Origin of the sequence: Microbacterium resistens, from assembly GCF_031456305.1 — a bacterium.
Taxonomy (GTDB): domain Bacteria; phylum Actinomycetota; class Actinomycetes; order Actinomycetales; family Microbacteriaceae; genus Microbacterium; species Microbacterium resistens_A.
In genome coordinates this window covers 116,300-135,200 of record NZ_JAVDUM010000002.1, presented here as the reverse complement: position 1 = coordinate 135,200, position 18,901 = coordinate 116,300, and the positions used below count along the sequence as shown (strand labels likewise).

Below are 18,901 nucleotides of genomic sequence, written 5' to 3'. Positions count from 1 at the left end.
CGGCCGACGCTCTGGCCGGTTGCGCGGACCGCCGACCACGTCGGTGACCGCCCAGTGACCTCCGGTGACCGTTCGGTGACCTCCGGTGACCGTTCGGCGGCCTCCGGTGACCGAATAGGGTGTTCGGGTGACGAGAATCATCGCCGGAGTCGCCGGGGGCATGCGTCTCGACGTCCCCGGGACCGGCACCCGCCCGACGAGCGACCGGGTGCGCGAGTCCCTCTTCGCAGCGCTGACCTCATCCGACGCGATCGACGGCGCCCGCGTCCTCGATCTCTACGCCGGCTCCGGTGCGCTCGGTCTGGAGTCCCTCAGCCGGGGGGCCAGAAGCGCTGACCTCGTCGAGAAGGGCCGGGCGGCCGCGACGATCATCCGCCGCAATGCCGGCCGGATCGGCAAGGCCCTCGGCGACGGGGCCGCGGTCCGCGTACACGAGAGCGCCGTCCGTCCGTTCCTCGCGCGGGCGACCGGTCCGTACGACCTGGTCTTCTCGGATCCGCCGTACGACCTTGCGGACGCGGAGATGACCGCCGACCTCGTGGCGCTCGCACCGCTGCTGAGCCCGGATGCGGTCGTCGTCATCGAGCGCGCCCGTCGCTCCTCGCCGCCCGATCTGGACGCGGCGGGCCTTGAACCGATCCGCGACCGCGTCTACGGCGACACCACGCTCTGGTGGGCTCGCCCCCGCTGAGCGCTCCCGGACCGTCGCGGCCCTCGTTCCCGTCGCGGCTCTCGCTCCGGTCGCCGCTCTCGCTCCCGTCGCGACTCTCGTTCCGGTCGCGACTCTCGTTCCCGTCGCAACTCTCGTTCCGGTCGCGACTCTCGCTCCCGTCGCGACTCTCGTTCCGGTCGCAAAAAGTGCCGTCCAAACCGTCCGGAGGCGGCCTTTTCTGCGACCGGAACCGTGGCAACCCGCGACAACTGCCACGCCGTGACGGACGGTCACCCCGTGACGGAGTCCCAGTCGCGATAGGGGTCCCAGCCGAGGGCGCCGACCGGCTCGCCGTCGACCGTGACGGGAGCATCCGCGATCGTGGGGACGACGAGGCCGATCACCCGGAACCCTGAGGGCAGGATGTCGGGCGGGAAGGTCGCGAGCAGAGCGTGGTCCTCGCCGCCGGCGAGGGCGCGGCCGGGATCCGTCCCGAGCGCGTCGCGCCGGAGGGCAAGCGTCACCCCGGAGGCTCCGGCAAGGCGTCCCGCGTCGAGGGCGAGGCCGTCCGACACGTCCATCATCGCCGTCGCGCCGGCCACCGCGGCGAGCGGGCCCAGACCGATCGGCGGAGCAGGACGCAGCTGTGCGCCGAGCAGCGCGCTCTCCCCCTCCCCGAGCGCCGAAGGATCCACCGGAACCGGCTCCCCGTCGCGCCGGAATCGGCCGAACAGCACCGCGAGCCCGGCGGCCGCGGCACCCAGCTCCCCCGCGACCGCGACGACGTCGCCGACCCGCGCGCCCGATCGTCGGACGGGTGCACGGCCTTCGAGGTCGCCGAGAGCGGTCACCGCGATCGTGAGGACATCCGACACGGTCAGATCCCCGCCGACCACGGCGCAGCCTGGAGCGAGGGCCGCGCACGCATCGCGCAGGCCGTCTGCGAGCTGCTCCACGAAGGAGACCGGCATCTCCCTAGGGATCGCGAGCGCGACCAGCAGTGCGGTGGGTCGTGCGCCCATCGCCGCGACATCGGCGAGGTTCACCGCCGCCGACTTCCACCCCAGGTCGTAGCCGCTGGACCAGGCGAGTCGGAAGTCGGGGCCGTGCACGAGCGTGTCCGTGGTGGCGACGACCGATCCGGACGGAGCAGCGATCACCGCGGCGTCGTCCCCGGGGCCGAGCAGTGCATGCTGTGCCGCAGGAGTCCGCGTCAGGATCGCGCGCAGCAGCTCCCCCTCCGAGACGTCGCCGATGCGCGGGGAGGACGGCTCTGCGTTGTCGGGCATGATCTCAAAGGTAGCCTGGACTACATGCGTCGCCTCCGCCGTCTCACGACCGCCGTCCTCGTCGTGGCGGGGGTCTTCGGTGCTGCCGGCTGCTCCGCGGCGGCCGTTCCTCTCAAGCCCGCGGCGGACGCGAACGACCCGCTCTGCGCGGAGGTGTCGGTGCGTCTCCCCTCCGCCTTCGAGAACTCGGTGGGACCGGCTCAGGAGCGCCGCTGGACCGATGCGCAGGCGACCGGCGCCTGGGGGGACCCGGTGTCGGTCACCGTGACCTGCGGGCTGGAGCCGCCCGGACCCAGCACTCTGCAGTGCGTGACCTTCCAGAACGTCGACTGGCTGGTGGATCCGACCGACGCGCCCTGGCTGCGGATCACGTCCTACGGGCGCACACCGGCGGTGCAGGTGAACGTGAACTCCACCGCGATCAGCCCCGACAGCGTGCTCGACGCGCTGGGTCCGAAGCTCGCGACCCTCCCGGTCGATGCGCGGTGCACGGCGCCGGACACGAACCCCACCGCTCAGCCGACCCCCTGAGGCGCCCCGGACCCCGCCCCGGCGCGGTCCGCACGGCCTGCCCGTCCCGCACGGCCTCAACCGCGAGACTGCAACTGCGTTCCGAGACAGCGCAAAAATCGCGCAGTCTCGAGACGCAACTGCAGTCTCGGCGGGGAGAAGCGTCGAGAGGGGCGGGTCAGCGGCGCAGGCCCGCCTCGATGAGCTCGGTGATGAGGTCGCGGTAGGACAGGCCTGAGGCGATCCAGCACTTGGGGAACATCGAGATCGGCGTGAAGCCGGGCATCGTGTTCAGCTCGTTCACCACGATCCCGCCGTCGGCCGTGAGGAACATGTCCACCCGCGCCAGCCCGCGGCCGTCCACGGCCTCGAATGCACGGACGCCGGCATCGCGGATCGTCGCGATCTCGGCGTCGGTCAGCTCCGCCGGGCACACGACGTCCACGCCGTCTCCGCCCAGGTACTTGCCCTCGAAGTCGTAGAAGCCGCGGTCGGTGAGGACGATCTCCCCGGGAACGGACGCACGAGGGCCGTCCGCGCCCTCCAGCACGGCCACCTCGATCTCCCGCCCGGACACCCCGGTCTCCACGAGGACCTTGTCGTCCTCGGCGAAGGCCAGCGCGAGCGCCGCGTCGAGCTCAGCCGGGTCGGCGGGATCGGCGACCTTGGAGACGCCGACGCTGGATCCGGCACGGGCCGGCTTCACGAACAGCGGCGAGCCGAGCGCGAGCACCCGCGCCCGGATGCCCTCGGGGTCGCCGGCCCAGTCGCGCTGCCGCACCGTGATCCAGGGCGCGACGGGGATGCCCGCCGCCTGGAGCGCGATCTTCATGAAGTGCTTGTCCATGCACAGCGCCGAGTCGAGCACCCCTCCCCCCGCGTACGGGAGGCCGATCGTGTCGAAGTAGCCCTGGAGGGTGCCGTCCTCGCCGTGGGGGCCGTGGAGCAGCGGGAGCACGGCGTCGACGAGCCCCAGGGACTCCACCTCGCCTCCCGCGCGGGTGACCCGCAGCGTGCGGTCCCCGCCGGGCTCCGGCCACTGCACACGCGTTCCGTTGTCGACGACCTCGGGAAGATGGGCGGCGTCCAGCGGGAACTTCGCCGGGTCGTCGTCCTCCAGGACAAACGCGCCGTCGCGGGTGATCCCCACCGGAATCACGTCATAGCGTTCGCGATCAATCGCGTGCAGCACCCCGCCCGCCGTGGCGGAACTGATCGAATGCTCGCTGGAACGCCCGCCGAAGAGCACCACCACTGCCTGCTTGTCCATTCTGGGTCCTCTCCCCCTGGGGGGTGTCGTCGTCGGTGGTCAGGTGAGGCGCGATGTCCCGCGGATCCATGGTGCCGTCCAGCACCATCTTGACCTGCTCGACGATCGGCATCTCCACGCCGGCGGCGCGGGCGAGCTGCAGCACCGGGGCGAGGGACGCGAGCCCCTCCGCCGTCTGCTGCATCTGCTTGACCACGTCCTGGTATCCGTATCCCTGTCCGAGCAGGCGCCCGGCGGTGTTGTTGCGGCTGAGGGGCGACTGGCACGTGGCGATCAGGTCGCCGAGGCCGGCCAGTCCCTGCAGGGTCTCGGGCTGGGCGCCGTTGGCGACCGCGAAATCGGTCATCTCCACCAGCCCGCGGGTGATGATCGACGCCTTGGTGTTCTCCCCGTAGCCGACGCCGTCCACGATGCCGATGGCGACGGCGATGAGGTTCTTCAGGACCCCGCCGAACTCCGTGCCGATCACATCGGTGTTCACGAAGCTGCGGAAGTAGCCGTTGCGCGCCGCCCTGGCGACCGCATCGGCGGTCTCCTGGCTGTTCGAGGCGATCACGGCCGCCGTCGGCTGCTCCCGGGCGATCTCCAGCGCGAGGTTCGGACCGGAGGCCACGGCGATGCGGTCAGGATCGCAGCGCAGCTCCTGCTCGATCACCTGGCTCATCCGCAGGCCGGTCCGACGTTCCACGCCCTTCATCAGGCTCACGACCGGCGCCTCGCTGTCGGCGAGCAGGGGGCGCAGCGCCTTGAGGTTCTCGCGCAGCGACTGGCTCGGCACGGAGAGGTAGACCTGCTCGGCTCCGTCGAGCGCGAGGGCGAGCTGATGCGTCGCCGTCATCGCGCGCGGCAGGTTGATGCCCGGCAGGTACTGGGAGTTGCGCTTGGCCTCGGCGATCTCCTGGGCGAGCTCCGGCCGCCTCGCCCACATCGTCACCTGGGCTCCGCCATCGGCGAGGATCTTGCCGAAGGTCGTGCCCCAGCTGCCGGCTCCGATCACCGCGACGCGGAGTCCGGAGGCCTCACGCCGGGAGAGGGCTGTCCTACGAGTCAAGGCGTCCGGTCTCCTTCTGGCCGTGCTCGGTCGGGTTCCAGCGCTTCGCCGGAGCCTTCTCGCCACGGGCCTCTTCGAGCAGCGCGGTGATCGCGGCCATCAGCCGGTCGTTGGCGATGCTGAGCGCCGCCGACTCCCCCGCGCGTCCCCGCAGATCGGACAGGTCCACCGGCTCTCCGATCAGGACCTGCACGCGCTTGCGCGGCGGCCACAGGCTCAGCCCCTTCGCGTAGCGGCCCTTGATGTTCTGGGTGCCCCACTGCGCCATCGGGATCAGCGGGATGTCGCCGGAGAGGGCGAGTCGCACCGCACCGGACTTGCCGCGCATCGGCCAGAGCTCGGGGTCGCGGGTGAGCGTCCCCTCCGGGTAGACGATCACGCCGCGGCCGTGCTCGACAAGCGCCGTGGACTGGATCAGGGTCTGCTTCGCGGCCGAGGCGGAGGAGCTCCGCGCCACCGGGATCATCCCGGTCCTGCGCAGCGCCCATCCCAGCACCGGGATGCGGAACAGGCTCTCCTTCGCCATGAAGCGCGGCGCGCGGCCCAGCCTCCATACGGCGACGGCGACCACGAGCGGGTCCAGCTCCGAGTAGTGGTTGGGCGCGAGGACGAACGCGCCCTTCTCGGGCAGCCGCTCCTTGCCCCGGATCTCCAGCTTCGCCGCGAAGGAGATGAACGGGACCACGAAGATCGCGAGCAGCCAGAACAGGCTCGGTCGCGTCTTCTCCTGCGAGGCTCTGGCCATGGTTCAGCCGATGACGTCGTAGTCCGCGCCGAGGGCGTCCAGCTTCAGCAGGAACTTCTCGTAGCCGCGGCTGAGGATGTCGACACCGGAGACGGTGGACTCGCCGGTGGCCGTCAACGCGGCGATGACGTGGCTGTACCCGCCGCGGAGGTCCGGAACGACGATCTCCGCGCCGTGCAGGGGCGTCGGGCCGGTGATGACCGCGGCCTGCTCGAGGTCGCGCCGGGGCACGCGCCGGGGCCCGTCCTGGAGGCCGTGCGGGTGGACGACGATATCGGCGCCCATCTTCACGAGGGCGCCGGTGAAGCCCATCCGGTTCTCGTACACCGTCTCGTGCACGATCGAACGGCCGGGCGCCTGGGTGAGGGCGACGATGAGCGGCTGCTGCCAGTCGGTCATGAAGCCGGGGTGCACGTCGGTCTCCACGATCACGGGCTTCAGCTCGCTGCCGCGGCGGAAGAGGATCCCGTCCTCCTGGATGTCGAACCAGCCGCCGGCCTTGCGGAAGACGTTGAGGAACGTCAGCATCTCCTGCTGCTTCGCCCCGCCGACGAAGATCTCGCCGTCGGTCGCGAGCGCGGCGCTCGCCCAGGAGGCCGCCTCGTTCCGGTCGAAGATCGAGCGGTGGTCGTAGCCGCGGAGCGTCTCGACGCCCTCGATGAGGATCACGCGGTTGGGCTCGTAGGAGATGATCGCGCCCATCTTCTGGAGCAGCGCGATCAGGTCCATGATCTCGGGCTCGATGGCGGCGTTGCGCAGCTCCGTCGTGCCCTGGGCGCGGACGGCGCTGAGCAGGACCTGCTCGGTGGCGCCGACGCTCGGGTAGGGCAGGTGGATGTTCGCGCCGCGGAGCCCGTTGGGCGCCGAGAGACGGATGCCGCTGGGCAGCTTCTCCACGACCGCGCCGAACTTGCGCAGGGCGTCGAGGTGGAAGTCGATCGGGCGGTCGCCGATGCGGCAGCCGCCGAGGTCGGGGATGAAGGCCTGTCCGAGGCGGTGCAGCAGCGGGCCGCAGAAGAGGATCGGGATGCGGGAGGCGCCGGCGTGGGCGTCGATCTCCTCGAAGTGGGCGGACTCCACCTCGCTCGGGTCCAGGACGAGGGAGCCCGGCTCGTCGCCCTCGGAGACCCGCACGCCGTGGACCTCCAGCAGCGACCGGACGACCGCCACGTCGCTGATGACGGGAACGTCGCGCAGGATGCTGGTGGTCTCGCCGAGGATGGAGGCCACCATCGCCTTGGTGGCGAGGTTCTTCGCGCCCTTCACGTCCACTCGCCCTCGCAGCGGCCGCCCTCCCCGGATGGCCAGGACGTCGCCGGTGAGCGGAGACCCGCCGCCTGCGGGGATGGTGTCGCGGAGGGGTGTCGTCATTCGCTGGGCCTCTTCTTCCTCAGACGGACCACGGCCGGAGCCGCCGGGGCGGATGCCCCCGGCCCACGCTGCCCCCGCTCAGCGAGCGGGGAGTGTGCGTGGCCGCCACGACTCGCGGCGGGCCTCGAACTGCGCGATCTTGTCTTCGTTGCGCAGCGTGAGCCCGATGTCATCGAGCCCTTCGAGGAGCCGCCATCTAGTGTAATCGTCGATCCCGATGGAGGTCTGGAAGTCGCCGATCACGGCGGTGCGGGCCTCGAGGTCGACGGTGATCGTGCGGCCGGGATCCTCGTCGATCAGCGCCCAGATCCGCTCGATGTCCGCCTCATCGACGGTGGCGGCGAGAAGGCCCTGCTTGCCGGAGTTGCCTCGGAAGATGTCGGCGAAGCGCGGGCTCAGGACCACACGGAAACCGTAGTCCCGCAGCGCCCAGACGGCGTGCTCACGGCTGGAGCCCGTGCCGAAGTCGGGTCCCGCGACAAGGACGGAGGCGTTCCGGAACGGCTCCTGGTTGAGCACGAACCCCGGGTCCTGGCGCCAGCCGTGGAACAGGGCGTCCTCGAAGCCGGTCTTGGTCACGCGCTTCAGGAAGACGGCGGGGATGATCTGGTCCGTGTCGACGTTCGAGCGGGTGAGCGGGGCTGCGACCCCGGTGTGCGTGACGAACTTCTCCATGTCAGTTGCTCCCCTCGGTCTCGAGATCGGCGGGACTGGACAGCGTCCCACGGACGGCGGTCGCGGCGGCGACCAGCGGCGAGACCAGGTGCGTCCGTCCGCCCTTGCCCTGGCGTCCCTCGAAGTTGCGGTTGGACGTGGACGCGCATCGCTCCCCCGGCGCCAGCTGATCGGGGTTCATGCCGAGGCACATCGAGCATCCGGCGAACCGCCACTCGGCACCGAAGTCGGTGAAGACCTTGTCCAGCCCTTCGGCCTCGGCCTCGAGGCGGACGCGCGCGGACCCGGGGACGACCATGACGCGCACACCGTCGGCCTTCTTCTTCCCCTTGACGATCGAGGCGAAGGCGCGGAGGTCCTCGATCCTGCTGTTCGTGCAGGATCCCATGAAGACCGCGTCGACCCTGACGTCCTTCAGCGGCGTGCCCGGCGCGAGGTCCATGTACTCCAGCGCCCGCTCGGCCGCCGCCCGCTCGTTCGGGTCGGCGATGGCCGCGGGATCGGGGACCGCGGAGGAGAGGGAGCTGCCCTGCCCCGGGTTCGTCCCCCAGGTCACGAACGGCTCCAACTGGTCGGCGTCGACGAAGACCTCGGCGTCGAAGACGGCGCCGTCGTCCGTGGGAAGGGTCCGCCAGTAGGCGACCGCGTCCTCCCAGTCCTGCCCCTCCGGGGCGTGCGGGCGTCCCTCCAGGTACGCGAAGGTCGTCTCGTCGGGAGCGACCATGCCGGCACGGGCCCCCGCCTCGATCGACATGTTGCAGATCGTCATCCGCCCCTCCATCGAGAGGGCGCGGATCGCGCTGCCGCGATACTCCAGGACGTAGCCCTGTCCGCCTCCGGTGCCGATCTTCGCGATCACGGCGAGGATGATGTCCTTCGCCGTCACTCCGGGGCGAAGGGTCCCGTCGACGTTGATCGCCATGGTCTTGAAGGGCTTCAGCGGCAGCGTCTGGGTGGCCATGACGTGCTCGACCTCGCTGGTACCGATGCCGAAGGCCATAGCGCCGAAGGCACCGTGGGTGGAGGTGTGCGAGTCACCGCAGACCACCGTGATCCCCGGCATCGTGAGGCCCAGCTGCGGGCCGACGACGTGGACGATCCCCTGCTCGGCGTCGCCCAGGGAGTGCAGCCGGACCCCGAACTCGGCGGCGTTGCGACGCAGCGTCTCGATCTGCGTGCGGCTGGTGAGGTCGGCTATCGGCTTGTCGATCTCCAGCGTCGGGGTGTTGTGGTCCTCGGTGGCGATCGTGAGATCGAGGCGACGCAGGGGTCGCCCCTCGGCGCGGAGGCCGTCGAACGCCTGAGGACTCGTGACCTCGTGGACCAGGTGGAGGTCGATGTAGATGAGGTCGGGCTCGCCGTCCTCGCCCTTCACGACGAGATGGTCGTCCCAGACCTTCTCCGCGAGGGTGCGGGGTCGTGACGGCGCGGTCGCTTCAGTGGTCATGTCGCATTTCTCCTGGGTTCGGCGTGCGGCCAGAACGAGACTCCGCGACGAGGAAGGCCTAGATGATCGAGGTCTCGTCGCGGCTGCTAAGGAGAAGCACCACCGCCTGCATGCCGGTCAGTTTACACCGGCATGCAGGCGGTGGTGACCGCGTCACTCCGAGAGCGTCGAGGGCTCGCGCTTCTTCTCACGCGACGAGGCGATGAGGCTCGCGACGGTCGCGACCGCCATCGAGGCGAAGATGACCCCGAGCGACACCCAGTTGTTGATGTCGGGCGCCCACTCGATCGGGTGTCCGCCGTTGATGAACGGCAGCTCGTTCTCGTGCATCGCGTGCAGGATCAGCTTCACGCCGATGAAGGCGAGGATGAAGGCGACGCCGTAGTGCAGGTACCTCAGCTTCTCCAGCAGGTCGCCCAGGAGGAAGTAGAGCTGACGCAGACCCATCAAGGCGAACAGGTTGGCGGTGAACACGATGAACGGGTTCTGCGTGACGCCGTAGATCGCCGGGATCGAGTCGACCGCGAACATGAGGTCGGTGACGCCGATCGACACGAAGACGATCAGCATCGGCGTCCAGATCCTCTTGCCGTTCACGACCGTGCGGAGCTTGGCACCGTCGTAGTCGTCGCTGATGTCGATGCCCCGGCGCAGCATCCGGATGATGAAGTTCTCCGTCTGCGCATCGTCGTCGTGCTTCTCCGGCAGCGCCTGGCGGATCGCCGTGAAGACCAGGAAAGCACCAAAGATGTAGAAGATCGGGCTCAGGTGCTCGACGGCCGCGCCGACGACGAGGATGAAGATCGCGCGCAGGACCAGCGCGATGATGATCCCCACCATCAGCACCTCCTGCTGATAGCGCCGAGGTACGGAGAACTGCGCCATGATCAGCACGAAGACGAAGAGATTGTCGATCGAGAGGCTGTACTCCATCGCCCACCCGGTGACGAAGTCGACCGCATCCTTGGTGTCGCCGAGGAGGAAGAGGATCCCGGCGAACACGAGCGCGAGCGTGACGTAGAAGACGACCCAGAGGGCGGACTCCTTCGTCGACGGGATGTGCGGGCGCTTGAGGATCAGCAGCAGGTCGCCGAGAAGGATGAGGGTGAGCACCACCAGCGAGGTGATCTCGAACCAGACGGGGATTTCCACAGGCGTGGTGAACCTTTCGAGAGGTCGGTCAGGGCCGAAAGTCTCTCCCCCGCGTGGGAACGCGGTACGCGCCCGGGAACCTCGATGCGGCTCCGTGATGACGAACGCGCGATGACGGGATACTCCCTCTCGCCCTGTCAGCATATCGGACCGCAGTACGTCCATAGGCTCGTCGTGATGAAATGTTCGTCGTGAACGAGACCACGGACCTGCCGACGCCCCTGGAGACCCCCGCACGCAACCCCTGGGCGAAGGGCATATCCTCGCTCATCTTCGTCAGCCGCTGGTTGCAGGCTCCCCTCTACGTCGGTCTGATCGCCGCCCAGCTGATCTACGTCTGGGTGTTCATGGTGGAGCTCTGGCACCTCATCGAGAACGTCTTCTCGGGCCACGGGCTCAACGAGGCGCAGGTCATGCTCGCCGTCCTCGGTCTCATCGACGTCGTCATGATCGCCAACCTGCTGATCATGGTGATCATCGGCGGCTACGAAACCTTCGTCTCCCGCATCAACGTGGACGGCCATCCCGACCAGCCGGAATGGCTCTCGCATGTGAACGCCAACGTGCTCAAGGTCAAGCTCGCGATGGCCATCATCGGCATCTCCTCCATCCACCTGCTGAAGACCTTCATCGAGGTGGGGGCGATGAGCCCGGAGGGGACCTCCCAGTACACCCCGACCGGCGTGTTCTGGCAGGTGACCATCCACATGGTGTTCATCCTCTCGGCGCTCGCTCTCGCCTGGATCGACCGGATGGCGCAGCACACGCCGGCCAAGACGGCGGCCGAGCAGACCGCCCACTGAGAGCGCCCGCCCCGCGAGCCTCGCCGTGTACGAGCGGATCTGAGACGATTCCCCCACACGCGACACTTACCCGGTGAGAGACACCGAACGGAGCGGGGATGGCGCACGAGCAGGATGATGCGACGCTGGTCGCACGAGCGGCCGAGGGAAGCGAGCACGCTTTCCGCAGCCTGTACCGCGCGTACGCGCGCCCCGTCTACTGGATCGCGCACGGCATCCTCGGCAGCGCCGCGGATGCCGAGGACGTGGTGCAGGAGACCTTCGTCACGGCGTGGCGGAAGCTCCCCGGCCTCGTGCTGGCCGGGGAGTCGCTGCTGCCGTGGCTCGCGACGATCTGCCGGTTCCAGGCCGCGAACCGGCTGCGACGCCGCCTGCGCGACCGCGCGCACGAGGGCGGCGCGGTCGATGAGACCCTCCCCGGCACCATCGACGTGGAGCAGCAGGTGATCAGCGCGGAGCTCGCCGAGCGGATCGCCCGCGAGCTCTCGGGCATGAGCGATCTGGACCGCGAGATCTTCCGCCTCTGCGCCGCCGAGGGATACGCCTATCAGGCCGCCGCCGAGGAGCTCGGCATCGCCCACGGCGTCGTCCGCAACCGTCTCTCCCGCGTGCGCACCCGCCTGCGCGGCGCTGTGACCGAAACGGAGCCCGCATGAACACCCAGAACCCCGACGCTCCCCGGAACGCCGCCGAGCCCGACCACCCCGAGCTGCCCGACCTCCCCGACCTCCCCGAGTTCTCCGACGAGGCCGTCGATCGCGTCGAGGACGCCGTGTTCGCACGCATCGCGGACGAACGCACCGCCTCGACCGTCCGAACGTCCGCGAGGTCCCGTGCTCGCCGACGTCGCTGGCTCACCGCCGGCGGGGTGGCGGCGGCCTTCGCCGCCGGGGTGCTCGTGACGCCGGCAGTCCTGAACGGCATGGGCGAGTCCGGGTCCTTCACGTCCGCAACGGTCCCGCAGCCCGCCGATGCAGTAGCAGAAGGCGGAGCCCTGTCCGAAAGCGTGAGCGGGCAGGCTGCCGATAGCGCCAGCGGGGCGAAGGCCGACACCGGCACCAGTTCCGGCGTCCGGTCCTCGACACCCCGCGAGGTCGTCACGACCGGCAACGCGACCGTCCGCGTCGACGACGTCCGGAAGGCCGCGGATGCGCTGACCGCGCTCGCCGAGACGCACGGAGGGTACGTCGAGAGCGTGACCGTGGGAACGACCGACCCGAAGACCGGCGCGCTCCTCCCCGATACTGCCCCCGGCTCCGCCCCGACTCCCGAGGACAACGGCTGGATCAGCCTGCGGGTCCCCTCCGCGGACCTCACCGAGGTGATGGCCGCGCTCGGGGACTACGGGAAGGTCGAGTCGTCCTCGATCGGCAAGAGCGACGTGACGGCCGCCGCCGTCGACCTCCGCGCCAGGATCGCCTCGTCCACGGCCTCCGTGGAGCGGCTGACCGCACTGATGGCGAATGCCGGATCCGTCTCCGAGCTGCTCGAGGCGGAGGTGGCGCTGACCGACCGGCAGGCCCAGCTGGAGTCCTACCAGCAGCAGCTCACCGATCTGGAGTCGCAGATCTCGATGTCCTCGCTGCAGGTGACGCTCTCGCGCACCGCGCCGGCGGCAGCCGACCCCGCCGGGTTCGGTGACGGCCTGAGTGCGGGCTGGACGGGCTTCATCGTCTCCCTGAACGCGCTCGTGGTCGCCGCCGGCTTCGTCCTCCCCTGGCTCGGCATCGCCCTTCTCCTCGGCCTCGTCGTCTGGGGCATCGTCCGTCTCGTCCGCATCCGCCGGCGTCCCCGTCGTGCGAGTTCCGCAGACGAGTCCTGAGCATCGTCTACGGTGGGCGGCATGGAAGGGATCGCCGCCCGCCGCCGTGAACCGGCTCCGATCGGCCTCGCGGCGACTGCTCTCGGCGCGGGGATCGCCGGAGCGTTCCTCCTTTCCGCGCAGGGCGACGCCGTCCTGATGGGCCGGTTGCTGCTGACCACGATCGGACCGCTGTTGTCCTTCGCGGCGGCAGCGCCGGCGTTCCTCGCTCATCGCACCACGGTCGCCGCGTCGCTCTGCACGCTCGGCTGCGGGGCAATGGCGATCGTCCTCAACGGTCTCGCGATCGACGCCTGGTACCAGATGGTCGATGAACGAGCACCGCTCGCGCCTCCGTGGGTCCTGTTCGTCCTCGCCTGCGTCGTCGCCGGTCTGGCGGCGCTGGCAGCCTGGCCACAGAGCCGATTCATCGCGTTCGCCCTCTCCCTCCCTGCGGCGGCAGCGGTGTTCCTGATTATCGCGATCCCCTTCACGTCGATCGGGCTTGCCGCCCTCGCGCTGTCGATGACGCTCCTCGGGAAGCCGCATCGGCGGGCGCGAGGGTATCCGCTCGCGTAAAATCGGCACAATGACCGACGAGCCCTTCGACGAGCCCCAGAACAACGAAGGCTCCGACCTCGGCGCCGGCATCGACCCCACCGATCTCGCCACCACTCTGCGCGTGCTCGCGGAATTGCACGAGATCAACAAAGCGCATCCGGACTTCATCGCCGTGCGCCGGGCGACAGCCGCGATGTTCAAGGCCGCCAAGCGCGTGCGCCGCAGGGAGATCCGTGACGCGATCGCCGATGCCGACAGGGCCGTCGTCGCCCGGACCGCCACCGGCGCTCCCGACCGCATCGACGACGAGACGCGCGGCGTCGATCTGACCACCAGCTCGGAGGCGCCGATCGCGGGAGAGCTGATCAAGCCGCGCAACTGCTACATCTGCAAGCAGCCCTACACGATCGTCGATGCCTTCTACCATCAGCTCTGCCCGGACTGCGCCCGCTTCAGCCACGGCAAGCGCAACGCCCGCACCGACCTCAGCGGCAAGCGCGCCCTGCTCACGGGGGGCCGCGCGAAGATCGGCATGCACATCGCGCTGCGTCTGCTGCGCGACGGAGCCCACACCACCATCACGACCCGCTTCCCCCGCGATGCCGTTCGTCGCTTCTCGGCGCTGCCCGACTCGGCCGAATGGCTGCACCGCCTGCGGGTCGTCGGCATCGATCTGCGCGACCCGGCCCAGGTGATCGGCCTCGCCGACTCGGTCGCCGCCCAGGGGCCGCTCGACATCCTCATCAACAACGCCGCGCAGACCGTGCGCCGGTCGCCGGGTTCGTACTCGCTGCTGGCGGACGCCGAGCTGCACCCGCTCCCCGACGGCCCCCTCCCCGAGATGGAGACCTTCGGGCACACCGCCGACCCCCACCCGCAGGCGCTGCAGGCATCCGTCGACGCCCACCCGCTGCTGTCGGTCGCGGCGCTCGGCGGCACGGTCGCCGAGCAGGGCGGACAGGCGCTCACCGCCGAGGATCTCGCCCGGGTGGCGATGGCGCCGGGATCGTCGTCGCTCGAGAAGCACGCTGACGGCACGGCCATCGACGCCGGCGGGCTCGTGCCCGATGTGAACAGGGTCAACAGCTGGGTGCAGTCGATCGAGCAGGTCGATCCGCTCGAGATGCTCGAGGTCCAGCTCGCGAACACGACGGCGCCCTTCCTGCTGATCAGCCGCCTGCGCGCCTCGATGGCCGCCTCCGACGCGCACCGCAAGTACGTGGTGAACGTGTCGGCGATGGAGGGGCAGTTCTCCCGCCGCTACAAGGGGCCGGGGCATCCGCACACCAACATGGCCAAGGCCGCGCTCAACATGCTGACCCGCACCAGCGCGGGCGAGATGCTCGAGAAGGACGGCATCCTGATGACCGCCGTCGACACCGGCTGGATCACCGACGAGCGCCCGCACTACACGAAGGTGCGCCTGGCGGAGGAGGGCTTCCACGCCCCGCTCGATCTCGTCGACGGCGCCGCTCGTGTGTACGACCCGATCGTGCGGGGCGAGGCGGGCGACGACGTGCACGGCGTGTTCCTGAAGGACTACGAGCCCAGCCCGTGGTGAGCGGACTACTCGCGCACGGAGTCGCTCGACACGAACGGCGGAAGTTCGCACTCATCGGCGACGTCGAGCTCCACCCAGTACTTGGAGAGCCCCGCGCCCGATGCCTCCTCGACCTCTGAGAGAGGGGTCGTAGCCGGGTGCGCGGTGTCGAGTGTGAATGACCGCCGCTCAGCCCTCACCGGTATCCGTGGATACGAGACGCCTCGAATGGAGCGAACCGTGCCGGTGACCTCCCAGTGCGGCACATCATCAGGCGTCTGATCGTGGTGCTCCTCCTCGAAGCGTGAGAGCCCGCCGGGCGTTGTCGAGGCCGGGTCGGCGGCGAGCAGGTTCCAGATCACATCGTCCCCGACACGGAACGCCGCGCCGCAGCATGCCTGCTCCCATCGCTTCACCACCACCTCGATCCGCATACGCCGAGTCTACGAACCGCCATCGAGTCATCGCCTACCCCGGCTCGACCTACCTTTCTGCCGGTATCCAAGCCGCGCTCTGCTGAGACAGAGCAGCTGCTCAACATCTCCTCGGGTATACCCGACGTGAGCGCATTCCCCAGCGCCGCCTGGTTGCGTGCAGAACGCCGTGTGCTCACCACGACGACGGAGAACGAACTCGGGTACGCCGACCCGCAAGGCGCTTTTCGGAACTCGGCGGTGTCAGCTGCCGCCAACCGCCCCGTAAATTACAGGGTTCAACACGAAGCGGCAGGTTATCAGGGCAATGATCGTCAATACCGCTACTCCCCCGGAGGCGACCAAGGCTGTCCGCACGCGAACCTCAGATGACCTACTGGCATTCCATCTGATGAGCAGCAATCCCAGGAAGCCCGATAGGAGCGGTGCAACCGCAATGAAAAGTATGGCGGCCGCATACAGGTAAGTCAGCGGGTTCGTGGCGTAGAGCAGTCCGAACATCATCAGGAATCCCACATAGGCTGTGAGCGCAGCTCCGGCAACGCCTACGACGATCGCAGCCCACAGCGACAGCCACGACGAGTCCGGAATCCTCGCGATCAGTACCAGTCCGGCAATGATCAGAACGAACGCGGCGAAGTAGCTCCACTCCGCTAGGAGGTTCTCCGTGGGCTGCACCAGCGCGAACATCCGTATGCCAAGGGTGTGCGCGATGGAGATGCTGCAACCGACGGCAAGCAGGATGACCGCGGCGCACCGTGCCGCCCAGACGGCACGGTGCTGAACCTTCGGGGCGGCCGGGTCGTTCACGTCACAGTCCCCCGAGCGTCTTCAGCGCATCAGAGAACGCTAGCCCGATCTGCGTTGCAGTCACATCACTCGTTGGCAGCGGCACGTCGGCCAGGAGAGTGGCAGCAAGGGATCCCCAAGCTGTCGTGAACACCGACTTGCCTGCGGCGGCGGCCGTGCTCAGATTGTTCCGATCCAACTCAATTTCTTTCGTGTCCTCGGTATGGAGCAATTGGCTGATGGACGTTCTTGGATGATGCAGTCAGCGTTCGTAGATCGGAGTCACGGGAGCGGTCGGATCGGGGCGAAGCGTCAGCACATCCCTGGGTTGAACCGTCCAGCCTGGCCTCTTTTCAATGCTGCCGATACCGCTGGTGCAGAAACGGTCGTTGATCCCTGAGATGCTGTCGTTCTCCGCAACTGTGTACGTAGAGAGGTGCCCCTCGGCGTCAACGGTCGTCGTCCCTGACGCACCGACACGAGGACCGGTGTCCTGCATCTCACCCAGCAGCGCTGCGGTATATGGATCGCTCTCTTCAGCTTTCGTGACGGCGATCGCAGAGTTCGACACGCACGGTCCATCGCCATCGGAGTCAACAGGAATCCCCATCCTCCCCGCGTTGGTGGTGAACCACAGGTATTTCGGATCCTCATCTGACTCCAAACCGCTGGCACCGGTCGGGGTTGGGCTCGGCGTGCTCGTCACAGCATGGGCCGTCGTCACATCTGGATCGCTCGTTGTCGGGGCGCAACCGGTCAAAGCGCCTACGAGGGCCAGACCAGCCGCCGAAGCATGGAGCATCCGGTCACTGTTTGACATGGCTAGCAATCTAGCTTGCCCTGTCGACAGTGGATTGAAACTCCATGCTCCTTCGCAGAAGTTGTCAGCATCGCTGGAGTCTCTGTACCCAAGCTGCTCATCAGTCCCCCAACGCTCGGGCGAGACCGGTCCTGAAGAACATGTCGTCCGGCGACTCTCGACGTGTAGCTTCTGGAAACAGGAAAACCCCCGCCTGAGCGGGGGTTTTCTTGTGTTGGTGACCCCAGCGGGATTCGAACCCGCGTTACCGCCGTGAGAGGGCGACGTACTAGGCCGCTATACGATGGGGCCGTCTTCGCGGGGCTTTCGCCTCGCGACAACCGTTCAAGTATGACATGTGCCTCCGTGCTCGCCAAATCGCTGCCGCCTTCGCTTTCCCGCCGGGAGTGTCGTGGCGATGTTGCCCGAACGGAGGCGACGGAGTTGACTCTTCTCATGCGCGTCACCAAGCACGAACACGCCGCCCTCCGCATCGACGACCACCGGCAGACGCTGCTCGTCGACCCGGGATCGTTCACGCTCCCCCTCGATGACCTCGGCGATCTCGCCGGCGTCGTGATCACGCACGAGCACCCTGATCACTGGACCCCGGAGCATCTCGACCGAATCCTGCGCGCCTCGCCCGGAGTTCCGATCTTCACGACAGCGGGCGTCGCCCGCGCCGTCTCGGAGCGCGACGTCACCGTGGTCGCTCCGGGTGACACGGTGTCGGCCGGAGCATTCTCGCTCCGCTTCTTCGGCGGGCCCCATGCGGTCATCCACTCCTCGCTCCCGACGATCGAGAACCTGGGCGTCCTCGTGGACGACGAGCTGTACTACCCCGGCGACTCGTACACGGTGCCCGAAGGGGTCGCCGTCGGCACGCTCGCCGCACCGCTCGGCGCACCGTGGCTGAAGATCGGCGAGGCGATGGACTTCGTCCTGGCCGTCGCGCCCCGCCGAGCCTTCGGCACGCACGACATGACCCTCTCCGTCATCGGCAAGGAGATGCACCGGCAGCGACTGCGCTGGGCGACCGAGCAGGGCGGGGGCGAGTTCTTCGTCCTCGAGCCGGGCGACGAGCTGGAGGTCTGAGTGGCGGATTCACCCGCCGCCGAGATCGCCCTCGACGAGGACGGGATCCGTGACCTCCTCCGCGCCTCGGCACCCGATCTCGCCGACCTCCCGCTGCGCCTGGTCGCGGAGGGCTGGGACAACGCGGTCTGGCGCCTCGGCGAGGACCTTGCCGTACGGATCCCCCGGCGGGCCGTCGCGGCAGAGCTGATCGAGCACGAGCAGCGGTGGCTGCCAGAGATCGACGACCGCCTCGCCCCTCTCGGCGTCGCCACACCACGACCGGTGCGGGCCGGCCGACCCGCCGCCGGCTTCCCGTGGCCGTGGTCGGTCGTGGCCTGGGCCGAGGGCATCTCCGCGGATCGGCAACCGCAGGCCGAACGCCGGGACTGGGCGCAGTCCCTCGGACGAACGCTCCTCGCGCTCCACGTGGAGGCCTCGCCCGACCACCCGGTCAATCCCGTGCGCGGCGTGCCGCTCGCGCTCCGCGACGACGCGATGCGGGAGAACGCAGGACTGGTCGCACTCGACCGCCCGCGACTGGCGGCCGCCCTCCTCGCGTGCTGGGACGAGGGTCTCGACGCCGCACCGCACGCCGGCGCGCCCATCTGGATCCACGGCGACCTGCACCCGGCGAACATCGTCGTCGCGGGCCCTCGACTGGCGGCCCTCGTCGATTTCGGCGACGTCACCGCCGGCGACCCGGCCTACGACCTCGCGATCTCCTGGCTCGGCTTCGACGCTGCAGGACGGGCGGAGTTCCGGTCGGCCTTCGCCGGCCAGTACGACGCCGACGCCTGGCGGCGCGCGCGAGCCTGGGCCGCCGCCGTCACCCTCATCCTCCTCGCCCGCAGCGACGACCGGCCGGCGATGGCGGCGATCGGCGAGACCGCCGCCATCGAGCTGGTCGGCACCGTCGCAGAGGACTGAGACCGACG

General features: G+C 69.1%; 20 protein-coding genes and 1 tRNA gene. 9 read left to right on the top strand and 12 right to left on the bottom strand.

The genetic code is table 11. The features are described from left to right. The first annotated feature begins 127 nt into the window (after window positions 1–127). Window positions 128–691: a 16S rRNA (guanine(966)-N(2))-methyltransferase RsmD gene (rsmD, locus tag J2Y69_RS02690; protein WP_310017270.1), complete on the top strand. Its 564-nt coding sequence runs from the start codon at window positions 128–130 to the stop codon at window positions 689–691. Between the two features lie 251 nt (window positions 692–942). Here rsmD and thiL read toward each other — a convergent pair whose 3' ends face one another. Further along, the gene (gene thiL / locus J2Y69_RS02685; protein ID WP_310017268.1) at window positions 943–1,941 is read right to left on the bottom strand and encodes a thiamine-phosphate kinase; all 999 of its coding nucleotides are present in this window, start codon (window positions 1,939–1,941) and stop codon (window positions 943–945) included. A gap of 24 nt (window positions 1,942–1,965) precedes the next feature. On the opposite strand from thiL, the gene J2Y69_RS02680 reads away from it, so the two are divergent. Continuing rightward, window positions 1,966–2,472 carry a DUF3515 family protein gene (locus J2Y69_RS02680; RefSeq protein ID WP_310017266.1) on the top strand — a complete coding sequence of 169 codons (507 nt, stop codon included), beginning with the start codon at window positions 1,966–1,968 and terminating at the stop codon, window positions 2,470–2,472. 157 nt (window positions 2,473–2,629) lie between these two features. Here the strand turns inward: J2Y69_RS02680 and J2Y69_RS02675 are convergent, their stop codons facing one another. The 7 genes from J2Y69_RS02675 to J2Y69_RS02645 form a co-directional block, all read right to left on the bottom strand. Next, a complete protein-coding gene (locus J2Y69_RS02675; protein ID WP_310017264.1) occupies window positions 2,630–3,721 on the bottom strand; it encodes a D-alanine--D-alanine ligase family protein in 1,092 nt (363 codons plus the stop codon). Continuing rightward, window positions 3,627–4,772 (bottom strand): NAD(P)H-dependent glycerol-3-phosphate dehydrogenase, encoded by a 1,146-nt coding sequence (locus J2Y69_RS02670; protein WP_310017261.1) that lies wholly within the window; start codon window positions 4,770–4,772, stop codon window positions 3,627–3,629. Before J2Y69_RS02670 ends, J2Y69_RS02675 begins: the two co-directional genes overlap by 95 nt. After that, complete coding sequence (locus tag J2Y69_RS02665; protein ID WP_310017258.1) at window positions 4,762–5,517, bottom strand: lysophospholipid acyltransferase family protein; 756 nt, start codon at window positions 5,515–5,517, stop codon at window positions 4,762–4,764. The genes J2Y69_RS02670 and J2Y69_RS02665 overlap by 11 nt, the downstream gene beginning before the upstream one ends. A gap of 3 nt (window positions 5,518–5,520) precedes the next feature. Beyond that, window positions 5,521–6,888: a UDP-N-acetylglucosamine 1-carboxyvinyltransferase gene (murA, locus tag J2Y69_RS02660; protein WP_310017256.1), complete on the bottom strand. Its 1,368-nt coding sequence runs from the start codon at window positions 6,886–6,888 to the stop codon at window positions 5,521–5,523. 78 nt (window positions 6,889–6,966) lie between these two features. Beyond that, complete coding sequence (gene leuD / locus J2Y69_RS02655) at window positions 6,967–7,563, bottom strand: 3-isopropylmalate dehydratase small subunit (RefSeq protein ID WP_310017254.1); 597 nt, start codon at window positions 7,561–7,563, stop codon at window positions 6,967–6,969. Between the two features lies 1 nt (window position 7,564). Then, window positions 7,565–9,010, bottom strand: a complete 1,446-nt coding sequence (gene leuC / locus J2Y69_RS02650; RefSeq protein WP_310017252.1) for a 3-isopropylmalate dehydratase large subunit — start codon at window positions 9,008–9,010, stop codon at window positions 7,565–7,567. 153 nt (window positions 9,011–9,163) lie between these two features. Continuing rightward, on the bottom strand, window positions 9,164–10,162 hold the full coding sequence (locus J2Y69_RS02645; protein WP_310017250.1) for a TerC family protein: 999 nt from the start codon (window positions 10,160–10,162) through the stop codon (window positions 9,164–9,166). A 191-nt stretch (window positions 10,163–10,353) separates the two neighbouring features. Between J2Y69_RS02645 and J2Y69_RS02640 the strand changes: the two genes are divergently transcribed. From J2Y69_RS02640 to J2Y69_RS02620, 5 genes are all read left to right on the top strand, one after another. Beyond that, on the top strand, window positions 10,354–10,965 hold the full coding sequence (locus tag J2Y69_RS02640; protein ID WP_310017249.1) for a TIGR00645 family protein: 612 nt from the start codon (window positions 10,354–10,356) through the stop codon (window positions 10,963–10,965). Between the two features lie 98 nt (window positions 10,966–11,063). After that, complete coding sequence (locus J2Y69_RS02635) at window positions 11,064–11,621, top strand: RNA polymerase sigma factor (protein WP_310017247.1); 558 nt, start codon at window positions 11,064–11,066, stop codon at window positions 11,619–11,621. Continuing rightward, window positions 11,618–12,787 (top strand): DUF4349 domain-containing protein, encoded by a 1,170-nt coding sequence (locus tag J2Y69_RS02630; protein WP_310017246.1) that lies wholly within the window; start codon window positions 11,618–11,620, stop codon window positions 12,785–12,787. Before J2Y69_RS02635 ends, J2Y69_RS02630 begins: the two co-directional genes overlap by 4 nt. Window positions 12,788–12,808: 21 nt before the next feature. Continuing rightward, window positions 12,809–13,345 (top strand): hypothetical protein, encoded by a 537-nt coding sequence (locus tag J2Y69_RS02625; RefSeq protein WP_310017244.1) that lies wholly within the window; start codon window positions 12,809–12,811, stop codon window positions 13,343–13,345. 10 nt (window positions 13,346–13,355) lie between these two features. Then, a complete protein-coding gene (locus J2Y69_RS02620; RefSeq protein ID WP_310017242.1) occupies window positions 13,356–14,888 on the top strand; it encodes an SDR family NAD(P)-dependent oxidoreductase in 1,533 nt (510 codons plus the stop codon). A 5-nt stretch (window positions 14,889–14,893) separates the two neighbouring features. On the opposite strand, the gene J2Y69_RS02615 is transcribed toward J2Y69_RS02620, so the two are convergent. The 4 genes from J2Y69_RS02615 to J2Y69_RS02600 all read right to left on the bottom strand — a co-directional run bounded on the left by J2Y69_RS02615 (window position 14,894) and on the right by J2Y69_RS02600 (window position 17,201). Then, the gene (locus tag J2Y69_RS02615; RefSeq protein WP_310017240.1) at window positions 14,894–15,301 is read right to left on the bottom strand and encodes a DUF6578 domain-containing protein; all 408 of its coding nucleotides are present in this window, start codon (window positions 15,299–15,301) and stop codon (window positions 14,894–14,896) included. A 243-nt stretch (window positions 15,302–15,544) separates the two neighbouring features. Then, on the bottom strand, window positions 15,545–16,111 hold the full coding sequence (locus J2Y69_RS02610) for a hypothetical protein (protein WP_310017238.1): 567 nt from the start codon (window positions 16,109–16,111) through the stop codon (window positions 15,545–15,547). Between the two features lie 241 nt (window positions 16,112–16,352). Further along, window positions 16,353–16,910 (bottom strand): hypothetical protein, encoded by a 558-nt coding sequence (locus J2Y69_RS02605; protein WP_310017236.1) that lies wholly within the window; start codon window positions 16,908–16,910, stop codon window positions 16,353–16,355. Between the two features lie 215 nt (window positions 16,911–17,125). Next, window positions 17,126–17,201, bottom strand: a tRNA-Glu gene (locus tag J2Y69_RS02600). A 144-nt stretch (window positions 17,202–17,345) separates the two neighbouring features. On the opposite strand from J2Y69_RS02600, the gene J2Y69_RS02595 reads away from it, so the two are divergent. Both J2Y69_RS02595 and J2Y69_RS02590 read left to right on the top strand, forming a co-directional pair. Beyond that, window positions 17,346–17,984 (top strand): MBL fold metallo-hydrolase, encoded by a 639-nt coding sequence (locus J2Y69_RS02595; protein ID WP_310017234.1) that lies wholly within the window; start codon window positions 17,346–17,348, stop codon window positions 17,982–17,984. Next, window positions 17,985–18,893, top strand: a complete 909-nt coding sequence (locus J2Y69_RS02590; RefSeq protein WP_310017232.1) for an aminoglycoside phosphotransferase family protein — start codon at window positions 17,985–17,987, stop codon at window positions 18,891–18,893. It begins immediately after the preceding gene. Window positions 18,894–18,901 lie beyond the last annotated feature (8 nt).